Here is a 14,486-nt window from a genome sequence, read left to right as displayed (position 1 = left end):
CCCCGCGCCCCTACGGGGCGCTGCGTGATCCGCCGGACGGGCCCTGGCGGCCGCAGGTCCTCACTGGGAGCCGCGGAAGTCGGCGCCCTCCACGATCAGTCCGGCCGCCAGGGCCCCCGACATCCCGGCGTGCGCGAGCCCGCCGCCGGGGTGGGCGAAACCGCCCACCCGGTACAACCCGGGCAGCGGCGCCGCCGTGCCCGGCCGCAGGAACGCGCCCTGCGCACCGGCCAGTACGGGCGCGGGCACCCCGCCGCCCACGGCGCCCGTCTCGCGCTCGATGTCCGCGGGGGTGCGCACCTCGCGCCACAGCACCCGCTCGCCCAGCCCCTCGACCGCCGCCCCGGCGGCCTCGATCATCCGCTGCGCCCACGCGGCGGCCGTGGCCGCATCCGTCCAGTCCACGCCGCGGCCCTGCGGGGCCACCGTCGCGGTCAGCGTCACCGCTTCGTGGCCGTCGTCCGGGCAGGTGCCCGCGTCGTCGGGCCGCAGCACGGTCACCGTCGGCAGGTGGGCGGTCCCGCCGCGCGCACCGAAGACGCCCTCCAGCTCCGCGGCCCTGTCCGGGGCGTGCACCACCGTGCGGTGCGCCGTACCCGCGGGCCGCGCGCCGCGCAGGGCCAGGAACACGCCGAACCGGCCCGCGGCCACCGGCCCCACCGGCTCGCCGGCGCCGGGGGCGAGCGCCGCCGGCCGCTGCGGCGGGACGCCCGCCACGACCGCGTCCGCCTCGACGACCTCCCCGCCGGCCAGGCGCACCCCGGCCGCCCTGCCGTCCTTCTCCACCACGTCCACGACCTCGGCGCCGAAGAAGAACTCCACGCGCCGCGCCCGGCACCGCTCGTACAGGGCCTGCGCCAGAGTGCGCAGCCCGCCGCGCACGTACCAGGTGCCGAAGGTCTGCTCCATGTACGGCAGGACGGCCGCACTCGCGGGCGCGGTGCGCGGATCCAGGCCGTGGGCCAGGGCATGGCCCTCCAGCAGCGCCACCAGGCGCGGGTCCTTCAACTCCCGCGCCCCCACCTGCGCCAGCGTGGTGGGGGCGGCGCGCCGCAGCAGCCCGCGCCGGCGCGGCGCCGGGTAGGGGTCCTGCCCCAGGGGGCCGATGCGCTCCGGCCGCAGCGGCTCCTCCAGCAGCGGCCGGCGCGTGGCGTCCCACACCTCGCGCGCACGGACCATCAGCTCGCTCCAGCGCTCGCCCGCCCCGGCGCCGACGGCGGCGTCCAGCGCGGCCACGACACCGGCACGGGAGGCGTCGGGCAGGGCGAAGGAGGTGCCGTCGGCGAAGACGTGCCGGGCGGCCGGGTCGACCTGGACCATCTCCAGGCTCTGCTCCAGCGACTCCTTGCCCGTCTTGACGAACAGGTCGCGGTAGACGGCCGGCAGGTGCAGCAGCCCCGGCCCCGTGTCGAAGACGAACCCGTCCCGCTCCAGGCGCCCCAGGCCCCCGCCGTACGTACCCGACCGCTCGTACACCGCCACCCGGTGACCCGCGACGGCGAGCCGGGCGGCGGCGGCCATCGCGCCCATCCCGGCGCCGATCACCACAATCCGTGCCATGCGCCGACTCTATCCGCAGGCCGGAGGCGTCTGAGTACCCGTACTCAGGCCCGCGGATGAGTACGTGCACGGATGGGCCGGCCCCACCCGTTGCGCGAGAGTGGAGCCCGCGGAAAGGGAACCGCCGGGGCCGGCGCCCGCCGGCACGGGGCGGCGGAACGGCCCCGGCGGCCCTCGACGCGACGGGGGAGCACGGGGGAGACCAGGGGGAGCACGGGGGGAACACGGGGGAGAGCCGTGGCGGTGCGGGCCGAGGGGGATCGGCCCGCACCGTCACGGCCTTACTGCCGTGTGCCGCTGACGCGGCCCTGCAGCAGGCGCGAGAGCGCCGAGTGCACCTCGTCGATCGACCGCTCCGGCTGGAAGGACTGCCAGTCCAGTGCCGCCACCAGCACCATGCCGAACAACGCCGAGGCCGTCAGCGGCACGTCGAGCTCCTCGCTCAGCTCGCCGCCCGCGACCGCGTCCCGCAGCACCGACTCGATGACCGCGATCGCCTTGCGCCGCACCTGCATCAGCGTCGACTGCCAGGCCCGGTTGGTGCGCCACAGCTCCGCCACGTACAGCTGCATCAGCGCCGGATAGCGGGTGATGAAGTCCAGGCCCGCGCGGATCATCGCGTCGAGCGCGTCCACGCGGCTGCCGCCGCGCCGGGCCGTGTCGTCGGCGGCGGCCTGCAGGGAGTCGGTCAGCAGCTCGATGCCGTGCCGCAGCAGCTCCTCGAAGAGGACGGTCTTGCTGGCGAAGTTGTAGTAGACCGTGCCCTTGGCCACGCCGGCGCGCTCGGCGATCTCGTCCACCGTGGTGGAGGAGAAGCCCTGTTCCGCGATGAGGGTGACCGCTGCCTCGAAGAGCCGGCGCCGGGTGTTCTGCCGGCGCGTACCGCTGCTGTCCATGCCGGAGATTCTCCCCGGACCGACCGCCTGCGCGCTCACAGACTCAGCTCCGGGTGCAGCCGGTCCACGGACCAGACCTGTTTGCCGCGCGCCGCCCATGCCGTCAGCGCCAGCGCACCGGCGGTGAACGCCGCCAGGACGCCGCACGCCTGCCACACCGGCGCCGACGGGCCGCCGGTGATCAGGTGCCGCAGCGCGTCGACGACGTAACTCATCGGCAGGAAGGGGTGCAGGGCGTTGAAGAAACCGGGGCTGGTCTGCACCGGATAGGTGCCGCCCGCGGAGGTCAGCTGCAGCATGAGCAGGGCCAGGACGAGGATGCGTCCGGCCGGCCCGAAGCGGGCGCCCAGCCACTGCACGATCGCGGCGAAGCAGGCCGCCACCAGCACGAGGAAGCCCGCCGTGCCGGCCGCGTCGGCCATCTGCAGGCCCACCGCCCAGTGCAGGACCGCCAGCAGGGCGCCGGCCTGCAGGGTGCCGACGGCCACGACCGGCAGCCAGCCGGCGAGCGCGATCCGCCAGCCGGGCGCCCCGGCGGCCAGCGCACGCCGGTTGAGCGGCGGGATGAGCATGTAGGCGACCATCGCACCGACCCACAGGGACAGCGGGATGAAGTACGGGGCGAACCCGGTGCCGTAGTTGGGGGCCTTGTGCAGGGCCTGGGAGGCCAGCCGGACCGGGTCGGCCATCACGTCGGTGCGCGCGTCGCGGTCCTTCGGCCCGTAGTCGGGGATCTTCGCGGCGCCGTCGTGCAGTCCGTCCGCGAGCCTGGCCGAGCCGTCCGAGAGCTTGACCATGCCGCCTTCGAGGGTGTCCGCGCCGTCGCGCAGCTTGCCGATGCCGCCGTCGAGGCGGGCCGCGCCGTCCTTGGCGTCGCCCAGCCCGCTGTGCAGGCGGCCGGCGCCCTGGTGGATGCGGCCGGCCCCGTCGGCCAGCCGCTGGGCGCCGTCGTTGAGGGCGTTGACCTTGGCGACGGCACTGTCGATGTCCTGCCCCAGGCGCGGGGCCTCGTCGGCCAGGCGCCCGGCGTAGGTGCGCAGGGTCTCCAGCTTGCCGGAGAGCTTGCCTAGTTCGCCGTTCTTGTTCTGCACGAGGGTGTGCAGGCGTTCGGCCGCGTCCGCCGACCGGCGGGCGGCCGTCACGGCCTTCTGCAGGACGGGGCAGAAGTCGGCCGGGGCGCTCGTGCAGCTCTTGTCGTACGCGGCGGACAGGGCGTCCGCGCTGTCCGCCGCGGCCCGGGCCAGGGCGGCCGCCGTGGCGGGGGAGGGCAGGTCGGACAGGTGCTCGCGCAGGGTGCCGGCGGCGGTCGCCACCAGGCGGGCGGTCCGCCCGATCTCCTCGGCGTTGTCCTTGACGAACGCGCCGCCCTCGCGGGCCGCGCGGTTGACCTTGTCGGCGAGCTGCTGGGTGCCGGCGGCCACCTTCTCGGCGCCGGTGGCGAGTTCGCCCGAGGCGGTGTCCAGGGTGCCGGCGCCGTCCTGCAGTTTGCCCACGCCGCTTTCGAGGCTGCCGCTGCCGCGGCGGGCCTCGGTCAGGCCGTCCTTCAGGTCGCCGGCGCCCTTGCCCGCCTTGTCGATGCCCTCCCCCAGCCGATCGGCGCCCTGCGCCGCCTCGACGGTCTTGCCGTGGATGCCGGAGAAGGAGACAAAGATCTTGTCGTAGAAGGAGCGCGAGGTCTTGCGGGAGGCCGCCGCGCGGACCTCGGAGAAGACGGAACGCGATATCTGGCCGACGATGTAGTTGTTGGCGTCGTTGGTGCGCACCTGCAGGGCACCGGTGACGGGCCGGTCGCCGGAGCTGGAGGCGAGCCGCTCGCTGAAGCCGGCCGGAATGGTCAGCGAGAGGTAGTACCGGCCCTTTTCCAACCCGTCGCGGGCCCGCGCGGCATCCGTCTCGTGCCACTGGAACGTCCGGCTCTCGCGCAGCCCTTGGACGATGGTCTCGCCCGCCGCGAGGCGCTTGCCGTCCACCGTCGCGCCGCGGTCCTCGTTGACGAGCGCGACGGGCACCTTGTCCAGCCGGCCGTAGGGGTCCCAGAACGACCACAGGTACAGGGCGCCGTAGAGCAGGGGCAGCAGCAGGAGCGCCACCAGCGCGGCCCGCGGCAGCCGGCCCCGGCCGAATCGTTTCAGCTCAAGGGCGGCCAGCTTCGGCGAGTGCATCCGCCCCTCCCTTCGTGGTGGAGGCCGTGGAGGTGGCGGAGGCCGTGGACGTCGTGGAGGCCGTGGAATCGGCATCGGTGCCGCCGGCATCGGTGCGCACCACGACGGCGCCCTCGGGCGCCTCGGAGCACACGGCGAGCACCGTCACATCGCCCCGCGCGGCGAGCGAGCGCAGCAGCGCCCAGGCGGCCTGCCGTTCGGCGGGGGAGAGCTTGAGGTCGGTGTCGTCCACGGCGAGCAGCCGCGGTTCGCCGAGCAGCGCCACGGCGAGCGAGAGCCGCAGCGCCTGCAGCCGGCCCAGGTCGCGCACGACGGTCCGGGCGCCCTTGGGCAGGGCCTCGACGTCCAGCCCGGCCGCGGCCAGGGCGGCATCGGTGCGGGCCGCCACGGCCGCGGCGCGCCCGGCGCGCGGTCGCAGCAGGCCGCGCAGGGAGCCGCCGAAGCGCTGCTGCAGCAGGGCGCCCTCGCGCAGGTGCTCGGCCACGGTGAGCGAGGCGTCGAGCTCGGCGACGCCCGGTACGTGTGCGAGTGCACTCATTCGCCGCACGGCCGCCATCCGGCGCGGCAGCGGCAGCCCCGCCACCTCGGCGTGCCCGGCGCCGGGGCGCATACGTCCGGTGAGGGTGAGCAGAAGACAGGTGCGGCCCGAGCCGGAGGGGCCGGCGATCGCGACGAGCGAGCCCGGTGGCGCGCTCAAGTCCACGGAATGGAAGACCCAGCCACGGGGGCCCTTGACGCCCAGGCCGCGGGCCGCGATCGCGGCCGCGGTGCCCGTGGTTCCGTCCGGTGCGGTGCCGCTGCTCATGCGCCCTCCGATGCGCTCGGCGAAGCCCGAATCGAGGCCCGAATCGAGCTTGAACTGACCGGTCAGTGCAAAAAGTATGGCGGACGCGGCGCGCGGGTCTCAACCCGGGGTCGGCCCAGGGGAGTTCGCGCAGGTGGGAGCCGGTCGGCGGCGGGCGGACGGCGGCCTTAGTAGGCTGGCCCCGATCACCGCACGGTCGATCAGCGCACCGCCGTCACCGCCGAGGAGTCATCCGCCGTGTCCGACCCCCTGCGCCCCCGGGCATCCCTGCGTACCGCCGTGGTCCGGGACGTCCTGCGCGACGCCCTCGGCCGCCGGGCCGAGGCCACCGGCCGGCAGGTCCTGGAGGTCCTCGACACCGGTGGCGGCTCGGGGAAGTTCGCGGTCCCGCTCGCCCGGCTCGGCCACCGCGTCACCGTCGTCGACCCCAGCCCCAATGCCCTGTTCGCGCTGGAGCGCCGGGCCGCCGAGGCCGGCGTCGCCGACCTCGTGCGCGGCGTCCAGGGCGATGCCCACGGCCTGTTCGACGTCGTCGAGCGCGACGCCTTCGACGCCGTGCTGTGCCACGGCGTCCTGGAGTACGTCGAGGACCCGGCCGAGTCCGTGCGCAACGCCGTCGCCGCCCTGCGGCCCTCCGGCACCCTGAGCCTGCTCGCCGCCGGCGTCGGCGGCGCCGTCCTCGCCCGCGCCCTCGCCGGGCACTTCACCGAGGCACGGACGGCCCTCGCCGACCCCGCCGGCCTGTGGGGCGCCGGCGACCCGCTCACCCACCGCTTCACCGCCGAACAGCTCTCGGCCTACGTCACCGACGCGGGGCTGGAGGTCTCCGCGGTGCACGGCGTGCGGGTCTTCGCCGACCTCGTGCCGGGCGTGCTCGTCGACGCCGAGCCGGGCGCGATGGACGCCCTGCTGCAGCTGGAGGCCGCCGTGGCCGAGCTGCCGGCCTTCCACTCGGTGGCCACGCAGCTGCACGTCCTGGCGGAACGCGGCTAGGGCCTGCCCGGCGAATCGTGCACCGCCCCGCGCCCCTACCGGGCGCAGCGGCGGCCGGTGCACGGCCCGCCCGATCAGGGCGTCCGCCCCGTATGATCGAGGGACACCGTCCGGCATGGCGGGTCGGCGGGCAGGGAATGTACGTCCCGACGGCATCGTTCGCACACCGGGTCCGGTGGCCGAATTGGCGCACAGGGGCGGGTTTCACGGGGGCGATTCCCTGCCTATCCTGAAAGGGTCGCACCCCGGTCGCCCCCCGCGACCGACGAGTAGGAGGACTCCGTGCCGCTCTCGGAGCACGAGCAGCGCATGCTCGAGCAGATGGAGCGAGCGCTGTACGCCGAAGATCCCAAGTTCGCGACAGCGCTCGAGGGCAGCGGCCTGCGCACGTACACCCGGCGACGGGTCTACCAGGCGGTCGCGGGTTTTCTGGTGGGCATCGCGCTCCTCATGGCCGGAATGGTCGCCCAGCGCATCTGGATCAGCGTCGTCGGCTTCCTCGTCATGCTCGGCTGCGCGGTGCTGGCGGTGACGGGCTGGCGCAAGGCGCCGCGCCCCGGCGCGGCCCCCCAGCGGGGCGGCGGCCTCCACATGCCGCGCCGGCGCGGCATGATGGACCGCATCGAACAGCGCTGGCAGCGCCGGCGCGACGAGCAGGGCCACTGATACCGACACTTCTGCGCTCGCGGGGCCGGGACGACATCGTCGTCGCCGGCCCCACGGCGTACAGGGCGCCCTGCAGGGGCGCTCAGCGGCGCAGCCGCGCCGTGGTCCGGGCCCAGCGGGCCCGCACCGCCCACAGCAACCGCACCGCGGACCGCGGCGCCAGCACGGCCCGTATGCGGGCGCGGCGCCGGGCCGACGCCCGCAGGGCCTCGCGCACCACGGCGACATCGGCGGTGACGGTCGTGACGTCCGTGGTACCGGCGCGCCCCGGTGGTGCGTACAGCACCTGCTCCACCGCCACCGCCACCCGCCCCGCCGCCTCGGCGGGGGCCCCGGCCAGGCCCGCGGTGCGGGTGAGCCGGTCCACGGCCATCCGCGGTGTCACCGCGTCATCGTGGATGAGCGCACCGTAGTCCCACGCGGTGTCCGTGAGTTCGCGCCAGGCGGCGAGCGTGGGCTCGGGGGCCTTCCCGCCCAGCCGCCGGCCCCTCACCGTCACCCGCCACAGCAGCGGCAGCGCCGGCAGCAGCAGGGCGGCCAGGGCCGCCAGGGCCACCACGACCACGGTCAGCGGCCCGGGGCCGGCGTCGAGGCCGCCGCCCGCCGCCTGCTGTGCGGGGGCCGTGCAGCCGTCGAGCTTCTTCAGCTCGGGCGGGCAGCCCTGCGGGGCCGCCGGGGCCCCGGACGGCACCGAGCGCGGGTGCGGAGCGGGCTGCGGGGCGCCCGGGTCGGGCACGGGGGCCTGCTGCGCCACGCTGTACTCCGGTGTCGTCCCCCGGCTCGGGGTGGGCTCGAACCGGGTCCACCCGGCCCCCTCGAAGTACAGCTCGGGCCAGGCGTGCGCGTCCTTGGTGCCGACCGACACCGAGCCGTCCGACTGCGGGGTGCCCGGGGTGAAGCCGACGGCCACCCGCGCGGGGATGCCCAGCGTCCGGGCCATGGCGGCCATGGAGAAGGAGAAGTGGACGCAGAAGCCCTGCCGGTCGCGCAGGAAGCGGGTGATGGCGTCGGTGCCGCCGCCCGCGGCCGCTTCGGTGTCGTAGCGGAAGCCGCCGCTGACCGCGAACCAGTCCTGCAGCCGGACGGCCTGCTCGTAGGCGTTCGCGGCGCCGGCGGTCACCTCGCGGGCCGTCTGCCCGACGACCGCGGGCAGGGACGAGGGCACCTTGGTGTACTCGCGCAGCACGTCCTCGGGCGGTGCGGGGGCGGCGGCGAGCTGAGCGGCCGTCGGTTCCACGTGCAGGCTGGTGACTTGGTAGCGCACGCCGCGCGTGGTCTGGCCGTGGTCGCCGACCAGCGTCCGCCCGGCGGGCTCGTAGCGCCACTTGCCCGGTGCCGTGACCTGTGCGGCCGGATACGGCATGGGCAGATAGTTCTGGCCGTAGCCGGAGGCTGCCGCGACGGAGGTGCCGACCGGGGTGACCCGGGTGGCCGGCGACAGCCCGGCGGGCGTCGGCAGGGGGCTGGGCACGTCGGTGATACGGCGCTCGGAGGCCCGCCATGACGCGCCGTCGAACCGGTCGAGGGCGACGATGCGCAGGTAGAGGTCCTGCACGGACGGGGAGGTGCTGCGGTAGCGCAGGACTTCGCGGTTCTCCGGCTGGTTGAGGCTGTTCTGCAGGGACACCAGCGGATTGACGGCGGAGATGGTGCCGCCGCCCGGCCCGTCGCCCTCGCCCCGGTCACGGGCCCCGAGCAGCCCGCCGCCGATGGCGGGCAGCACGGCGGGCAGGGCCAGGGCGATGCCGAGCGAGAGCGCGGCGATGCGCCGCCCGGTGCGCACCGGGGCCAGGGCGGGCCCGCCGGCCGTTGCGGCCGGGCCGCCGAAGGAGCCCGGTGGCCGGGTGCCGGCGGGGAAGACCCGCCCCCAGCGGGCGAGGCGGTCGCGGCCCTCGGCCAGCAGGAGCAGCAGGTAGCCGCCCGCCGCGGCGAGGAACCACAGCCAGCCGGCGTGGCCCTTGGCCAGCCCGGCCCCGATCGAGTACAGCGCGAGCAGCGGCAGCCCGGCCGGGGCCGCGCTGCGGAAGGTGACCGCGAGTGCGTCCACCACCAGCCCGACGGCCAGGACCCCGCCCACGAGCAGCAGCCGGATGCCGGGCGTGGCCGGGGCCGGGATGGCGTAGCGGCCCACGTCCTGGGCGCCCTGCTGCAGCAGGTCACCGAGCCCGGCCAGGGCGTCGGGGCCGGGCAGCACCCCGGCCACGGCCCGGGAGCGGGCGAAGGCGAGGGTGAGCAGCAGCACGGTGCTCGCGGCCTGCAGTGCGAGCGTCAGCCAGCGGGCGAGCGGCACCCGGCGGGCCGCGGCGCCGACAGCGGTCTGCAGGGCCAGCAGCACGGCGGCCTGGGCGACCCACACGGGCCGCTCGACCAGCGGCAGCATGGCGCAGGAGGCGGCGAGGGTGGCCAGCAGCCCGCAGATCGCCAGTCGAGTCCGCCCGCTCATGCCCGCCCCCTTGCCGCGCCGCTCGCCGCCGCCGTGCGTGCTTCGGGGGAGGCGGCCAGCCGCCACAGCGCGGCCAGCGGGGTGCCGGGACCGACGGCCAGCGCCGACCAGCCCGCGGCGCGCAGGATCTCCAGGCGGTCCGCGGCCGGCCGGCCCCCGGGGCGCCCGGGGGCGGGGACGGGCCGGGAGACGCTGTCGAGGACGAAGGCCACGGCCGTACCGGCGCGCTGTCGCATCCGCGCGGCCACCGCGGCCTGCTCGTCGTCGAGGGCGCCGAGGAAGGCCACGAGCAGGCCCGCCCCGCCGCCGGTGCGCAGTGCGTCGTACGCGGCGGACAGGCCGTCCTCCTCGGAGTGGTCGACGACGGCGAGCGTGTCCAGCAGCAGGCCCGCCGCGTCGGCTCCTTGCGGGCCGGGGCCGGCGGGGCCGCCGAAGCCGTCCGGGCCCGGCACGATCGCGCCGGTGTCCGTCAGCAGCCGGACGGCGAGGCCGCGCTCCAGCAGGTGCAGGGCCGCGGAGGCGGCGGCGGAGACCGCCCACTCGAACGGCGCGTCGGGGCCGGCGCCCGCGTAGGCGATCGCCCGGGTGTCGAGCAGCACGGTGGCGTGCGCCCGCTGCGGCTGCTCCTCCCGGCGGACCATGAGCTCGCCGTGGCGGGCGGTGGAGCGCCAGTGCACCCGGCGCAGGTCGTCGCCGTGCCGGTAGCCGCGGGGGATGACGTCGTCCTCGCCGGCCAGGGCCAGGGAGCGCAGGCTGCCGTCGCCGTGGCCGGCGGCCTCGCCGCCCAGCCGCAGGGGCGGCAGCGTCTCGGTGCGCGGCACCACGGTCAGCGTGTCCTGGGCGCTGAAGCCGCGGGTGAGCTCGCACATGCCGAACGGGTCGGTCAGGCGCAGCTGCAGCGGCCCCAGCGGGTAGCGGCCGCGCAGGTCGGCGCGGATCCGGTAGGACACCTCGCGCCGGGCGCCGGGCTCCATGCGGTCCAGGACGAACCGCGGGCGCGGCCCCAGCACGTAGGGCAGGCGGTCCTGCAGCATCAGCAGGCCGGTGGGCAGCCGGGAGACGTTCTCCACGCGCAGGTCGACCCGGGCCTCGCCGCCCGCGGGCACCCGGGCCGGCGACAGCTGCCGGCTGCCGGCGACCCGGTGGCGGGTCAGATGCAGCACCACCACGCACACCACCGGCAGCACGGCCAGCAGCAGACCCACCCGCAGCAGGTCAGCCTGGCCGAGGACGTAGGCGCAGCCGGCGGCGGCCAGGCCCGCGGCGAGGAAGGAACGGCCCCGGGTGGTCAGCCCGCCGAAGGCGGCCCGCAGCCCGCCGCGCCCGCCGGTGCGCCCCGGCGGACCGGAAAGGAGGGACATCACCGTCTCCGGGCGCCCGGCGGCTGCTGCCCGAACGGGTCGGGCAGCGGGGTGTGCCGCAGGATGTCGGCGACGATCTGCTCGGCCGTGCGCCGGTTCAGCTGCGCCTGCGCGGTCGGCAGCAGCCGGTGCGCGAGCACCGCCACCGCCAGGGCGCGCACGTCGTCGGGCAGCGCGTAGTCGCGCCCGGCCAGGGCGGCCGAGGCTTTTGCCGCGCGCATCAGATGCAAGGTGGCCCGCGGCGAGGCGCCCAGGCGCAGCTCCGGGTGGTGCCGGGTGGCGGTGACCAGCTCCACCGTGTAGCGCCGCACGGCCTCGGAGACGTGGACCGCGCGCACGGCGTCGACGAGCTTGAGGACCTCGTCGGCGTGCGCCACCGGCTGCAGCTCCTCCAGCGGGGAGAAGCCGCCGTGCAGGTCGAGCATCCGCAGCTCCGCCTCGGGGCCGGGGTAGCCCATGGAGACCCGGGCCATGAAGCGGTCGCGCTGCGCCTCGGGCAGCGGGTAGGTGCCCTCCATCTCCACCGGGTTCTGCGTGGCCACCACCATGAAGGGGCTGGGCAGCTCGTAGGTGTGGCCGTCCACGGTGACCTGCCGCTCCTCCATCGACTCCAGCAGCGCGGACTGCGTCTTGGGGGAGGCCCGGTTGATCTCGTCGCCGATGACGATCTGCGCGAAGATCGCGCCGGGCTTGAACTCGAAGTCGCGGCGCTGCTGGTCGTAGACGCTCACCCCGGTGATGTCCGAGGGCAGCAGGTCGGGGGTGAACTGGATGCGGCGCACCGAGCAGTCCACCGACCGGGCCAGCGCCTTGGCGAGCATCGTCTTGCCCACGCCCGGCACGTCCTCGATGAGCAGGTGCCCCTCGGCCAGCAGCACGGTCAGCGCGATCCGGACGACCTCGGGCTTGCCCTCGATCACGCTCTCCACCGACCGGCGCACCCGCTCCGCCGTCGCGGTCAGCTCGCCCGGATCGCTGCTCAGGCCCGCTCGCTCGTCGTAGGTCGTCACCCGGCCCTCCTCGGCCCGTCCCAAGGACCGGGGCCCGACGGACATCCCGACGAACTCCACCCGGCCCAGCCCCGTGGCACGGACGCTTCGACCGCGCCTTCGGGCCGGGCGTCCTTCCGGCATTCTGTCCGCCCGCGCGGCGTCCCGTCACCGCCTGTGGATAACTCGCCCGGGTGCGCGGCCCCGGCCGGGGGCCTCACGGCTGCGGGTCGATCTCGCGCAGCGCTCCCGTGGTGACGTCGAAGACGAAGCCCCGCACGTCGTCGCGGTGGGGCAGGAAGGGGGAGGTGCGCACGCGCTGCATGGACTGGCGGACGTCCTGGTCGAGGTCCTTGAACGCCTCCACCGCCCACACCGGTCGCTGGCCGACCTCGGCCTCGATCTCGTGGCGGAAGTCCTCGGTCAGGTCGAGCAGGCCGCAGCCGGTGTGGTGGATCAGCACCACGGAGCGGGTGCCCAGCGCGCGCTGGCTGATGGTGAGGGAGCGGATGATGTCGTCGGTGACCACGCCGCCGGCGTTGCGGATGGTGTGGCAGTCGCCCAGCTGCAGGCCGAGCGCGGCGTGCAGGTCGAGGCGGGCGTCCATGCAGGCCACGACCGCGACCTTCAGGACGGGACGGGCGTCCATGCCCGGGTCGGTGAAGTGCTCGGCATAGCGGGCGTTGGCCTCGACCAGACGGTCGGTGACCGAGGACCGGTGCTGCTCCGGGCTGGCGGGGGACGGCGACGACGAGGGCGGCTGCGATATCGACATGGAGATCAAGGTAGTCGCCGTCCTGCCGCGATGCACCCCGCGAGCGGGACGCGCTGGTCGGTTGGTTGACCGGGGGGACGAGTGCACTAAAGTGGCGCGAAGTGGGAGGCCCGACGCTCCCCGGAACCGAAGAACCACCACGTGGCACGGTGCGTACGTACCCCTCGGCCTCCTCCCGCTCCGGTTCGTCCCGGCGTCCCTTCCCCGGCGCCCGGCCGCAACCCTTCCCCTTCGAGCGGGCGGGGACCCGGCGGGTGCGTGCCGCCGCGCTCGCCGTAGCCGACTGAAGGGCGCATGAGCAGCAACGCGCGACACGTCCCCGTCATGCTCCAGCGCTGTCTGGACATGCTCGCCCCTGCCCTCGCCGCCCCCGGCGCGGTCGTCGTCGACTGCACCCTGGGCCTGGGCGGGCACAGCGAGGCGCTGCTGAAGACCTTCCCCGACGTCCGGCTCGTCGCGCTCGACCGCGACCCCTCGGCCCTGGCCCTGGCCACCGAGCGGCTGGCGCCCTACGGCGACCGCGCCACGCTGGTGCGGGCCGTCTACCACGAGCTGCCCGAGGTGCTCGAGCGCCTGGGCATCGACCGCGTCCAGGGCGTCCTGTTCGACCTCGGCGTGTCCTCCATGCAGCTCGACGAGGCCGACCGCGGCTTCGCCTACGCCCAGGACGCCCCCCTGGACATGCGCATGGACCAGACCACCGGGATGAGCGCCGCCGAGGTCCTCAACAGCTACCCGCCCGGCGAGCTGGTGCGCATCCTGCGCGCGTACGGCGAGGAGAAGCAGGCCAAGCGCATCGTCGCCGCCATCGTGCGCGAGCGCGAGAAGGAGCCCTTCACCAACAGCGCCCGGCTCGTGGAGCTCATCCGCGACGCCCTGCCGCAGGCCGCCAAGCGGCACGGCGGCAACCCGGCCAAGCGCACCTTCCAGGCCCTGCGCATCGAGGTCAACGGGGAGCTGGCCAGCGTGGAGGCGGCCATCCCCGCCGCCGTCAAGGCCATCGCCGTCGGCGGTCGCGTCGTCGTGCTGTCGTACCAGTCGCTGGAGGACCGCATCGTCAAGTCGGTCTTCGCGGCCGGCGCGACGAGCACCGCCCCGCCCGGCCTGCCGGTGGTGCCCGAGGAGTACCAGCCGCGCCTGAAGCTCCTCACGCGCGGCGCCGAGCTGCCCACCGAGGAGGAGGTCGCCGAGAACCGGCGGGCCGCCCCGGCCCGGCTGCGCGGCGTCGAACGCATCCGCGAGGACGTCCGGTGAGCCCGGCCGCCCGGCGCGGCACCCGCCTGGCGCGGGTCCTGCCGGCCGGGCCCGCCGGCGCCCGGCGCACCCCCTTCGTCCTGCTGGTCGTGGTGCTGCTGGGCTCCGGGCTGATCTCCCTGCTGCTGCTCAACTCCTCCCTCAACCAGGGCTCCTTCGAGCTGAGCAGGCTGCAGCGCAAGACCACTGAGCTCACCGACGAGCAGCAGGCCCTGCAGCAGGAGGTCGACCAGCTCGCCGCCCCCGACGCCCTGGAGCGCCGCGCCCGCGAGATGGGCATGGTCCCCGGCGGCAGCCCGGCCTTCCTGGGCCCCGACGGCACCGTACGGGGCGTCCCCGCGCCCGCCGGCACCGAGGACCCCGCCGCCCCGGCCGCCTACACCGCGCCCGCGCCGCCGCGCGAGCCGGCCACCGCCCCCGACCCGCTGCTCGTGCCCCCCGCGGCCGTGGCCCCGCAGGCGCCCGCCGCGCCGCCGGCCGCTCCGGGAACGGCGCCCGCGGGCGGGCGCGTGCCCGCGGGCCGTGCGCCCGCCGCCCGCAGCCCCAGCCCGCCCAGGCCGCCGGTGACCAGCACGGTGCCGC

At 76.0% G+C, this 14,486-nt stretch carries 12 protein-coding genes; 4 read left to right on the top strand and 8 right to left on the bottom strand.

Annotated features, from left to right (window positions below; translation table 11 throughout):
* Positions 1-60 precede the first annotated feature (60 nt).
* From AC27L3_RS28680 to AC27L3_RS28665, 4 genes are all read right to left on the bottom strand, one after another.
* The gene (locus tag AC27L3_RS28680) at positions 61-1,560 is read right to left on the bottom strand and encodes a phytoene desaturase family protein (RefSeq protein WP_487236972.1); all 1,500 of its coding nucleotides are present in this window, start codon (positions 1,558-1,560) and stop codon (positions 61-63) included.
* A 281-nt stretch (positions 1,561-1,841) separates the two neighbouring features.
* Positions 1,842-2,456, bottom strand: a complete 615-nt coding sequence (locus AC27L3_RS28675; protein ID WP_487236971.1) for a TetR/AcrR family transcriptional regulator — start codon at positions 2,454-2,456, stop codon at positions 1,842-1,844.
* Between the two features lie 35 nt (positions 2,457-2,491).
* Positions 2,492-4,618, bottom strand: a complete 2,127-nt coding sequence (locus AC27L3_RS28670; protein ID WP_487236970.1) for a YhgE/Pip family protein — start codon at positions 4,616-4,618, stop codon at positions 2,492-2,494.
* Positions 4,590-5,423, bottom strand: a complete 834-nt coding sequence (locus AC27L3_RS28665) for an ATP-binding cassette domain-containing protein (RefSeq protein WP_487236969.1) — start codon at positions 5,421-5,423, stop codon at positions 4,590-4,592. Before AC27L3_RS28665 ends, AC27L3_RS28670 begins: the two co-directional genes overlap by 29 nt.
* Positions 5,424-5,660: 237 nt before the next feature.
* Here AC27L3_RS28665 and AC27L3_RS28660 point away from each other — a divergent pair, with 237 nt between their 5' ends.
* Both AC27L3_RS28660 and AC27L3_RS28655 read left to right on the top strand, forming a co-directional pair.
* A complete protein-coding gene (locus AC27L3_RS28660) occupies positions 5,661-6,416 on the top strand; it encodes a class I SAM-dependent methyltransferase (protein WP_487236968.1) in 756 nt (251 codons plus the stop codon).
* A 282-nt stretch (positions 6,417-6,698) separates the two neighbouring features.
* Positions 6,699-7,082 (top strand): DUF3040 domain-containing protein, encoded by a 384-nt coding sequence (locus AC27L3_RS28655; RefSeq protein WP_365968291.1) that lies wholly within the window; start codon positions 6,699-6,701, stop codon positions 7,080-7,082.
* 82 nt (positions 7,083-7,164) lie between these two features.
* Here the strand turns inward: AC27L3_RS28655 and AC27L3_RS28650 are convergent, their stop codons facing one another.
* From AC27L3_RS28650 to AC27L3_RS28635, 4 genes are all read right to left on the bottom strand, one after another.
* The gene (locus tag AC27L3_RS28650) at positions 7,165-9,525 is read right to left on the bottom strand and encodes a transglutaminase TgpA family protein (RefSeq protein ID WP_487236967.1); all 2,361 of its coding nucleotides are present in this window, start codon (positions 9,523-9,525) and stop codon (positions 7,165-7,167) included.
* On the bottom strand, positions 9,522-10,886 hold the full coding sequence (locus AC27L3_RS28645; RefSeq protein WP_487236966.1) for a DUF58 domain-containing protein: 1,365 nt from the start codon (positions 10,884-10,886) through the stop codon (positions 9,522-9,524). Before AC27L3_RS28645 ends, AC27L3_RS28650 begins: the two co-directional genes overlap by 4 nt.
* Positions 10,886-11,896 (bottom strand): AAA family ATPase, encoded by a 1,011-nt coding sequence (locus tag AC27L3_RS28640; RefSeq protein ID WP_487236965.1) that lies wholly within the window; start codon positions 11,894-11,896, stop codon positions 10,886-10,888. The genes AC27L3_RS28645 and AC27L3_RS28640 overlap by 1 nt, the downstream gene beginning before the upstream one ends.
* A gap of 196 nt (positions 11,897-12,092) precedes the next feature.
* Positions 12,093-12,650, bottom strand: a complete 558-nt coding sequence (locus AC27L3_RS28635; protein ID WP_487236964.1) for a beta-class carbonic anhydrase — start codon at positions 12,648-12,650, stop codon at positions 12,093-12,095.
* A 294-nt stretch (positions 12,651-12,944) separates the two neighbouring features.
* Between AC27L3_RS28635 and rsmH the strand changes: the two genes are divergently transcribed.
* Together rsmH and ftsL are read left to right on the top strand one after the other, a co-directional pair.
* On the top strand, positions 12,945-13,904 hold the full coding sequence (gene rsmH / locus AC27L3_RS28630) for a 16S rRNA (cytosine(1402)-N(4))-methyltransferase RsmH (RefSeq protein ID WP_487236963.1): 960 nt from the start codon (positions 12,945-12,947) through the stop codon (positions 13,902-13,904).
* A partial coding sequence (gene ftsL, locus AC27L3_RS28625; protein ID WP_487236962.1) for a cell division protein FtsL occupies positions 13,901-14,486 on the top strand: 586 nt, incomplete at its 3' end. The genes rsmH and ftsL, both read left to right, overlap by 4 nt.

This window comes from Streptomyces sp. PKA51, assembly GCF_057552455.1.
This window is presented reverse-complemented; position numbering and strand designations above follow the sequence as displayed.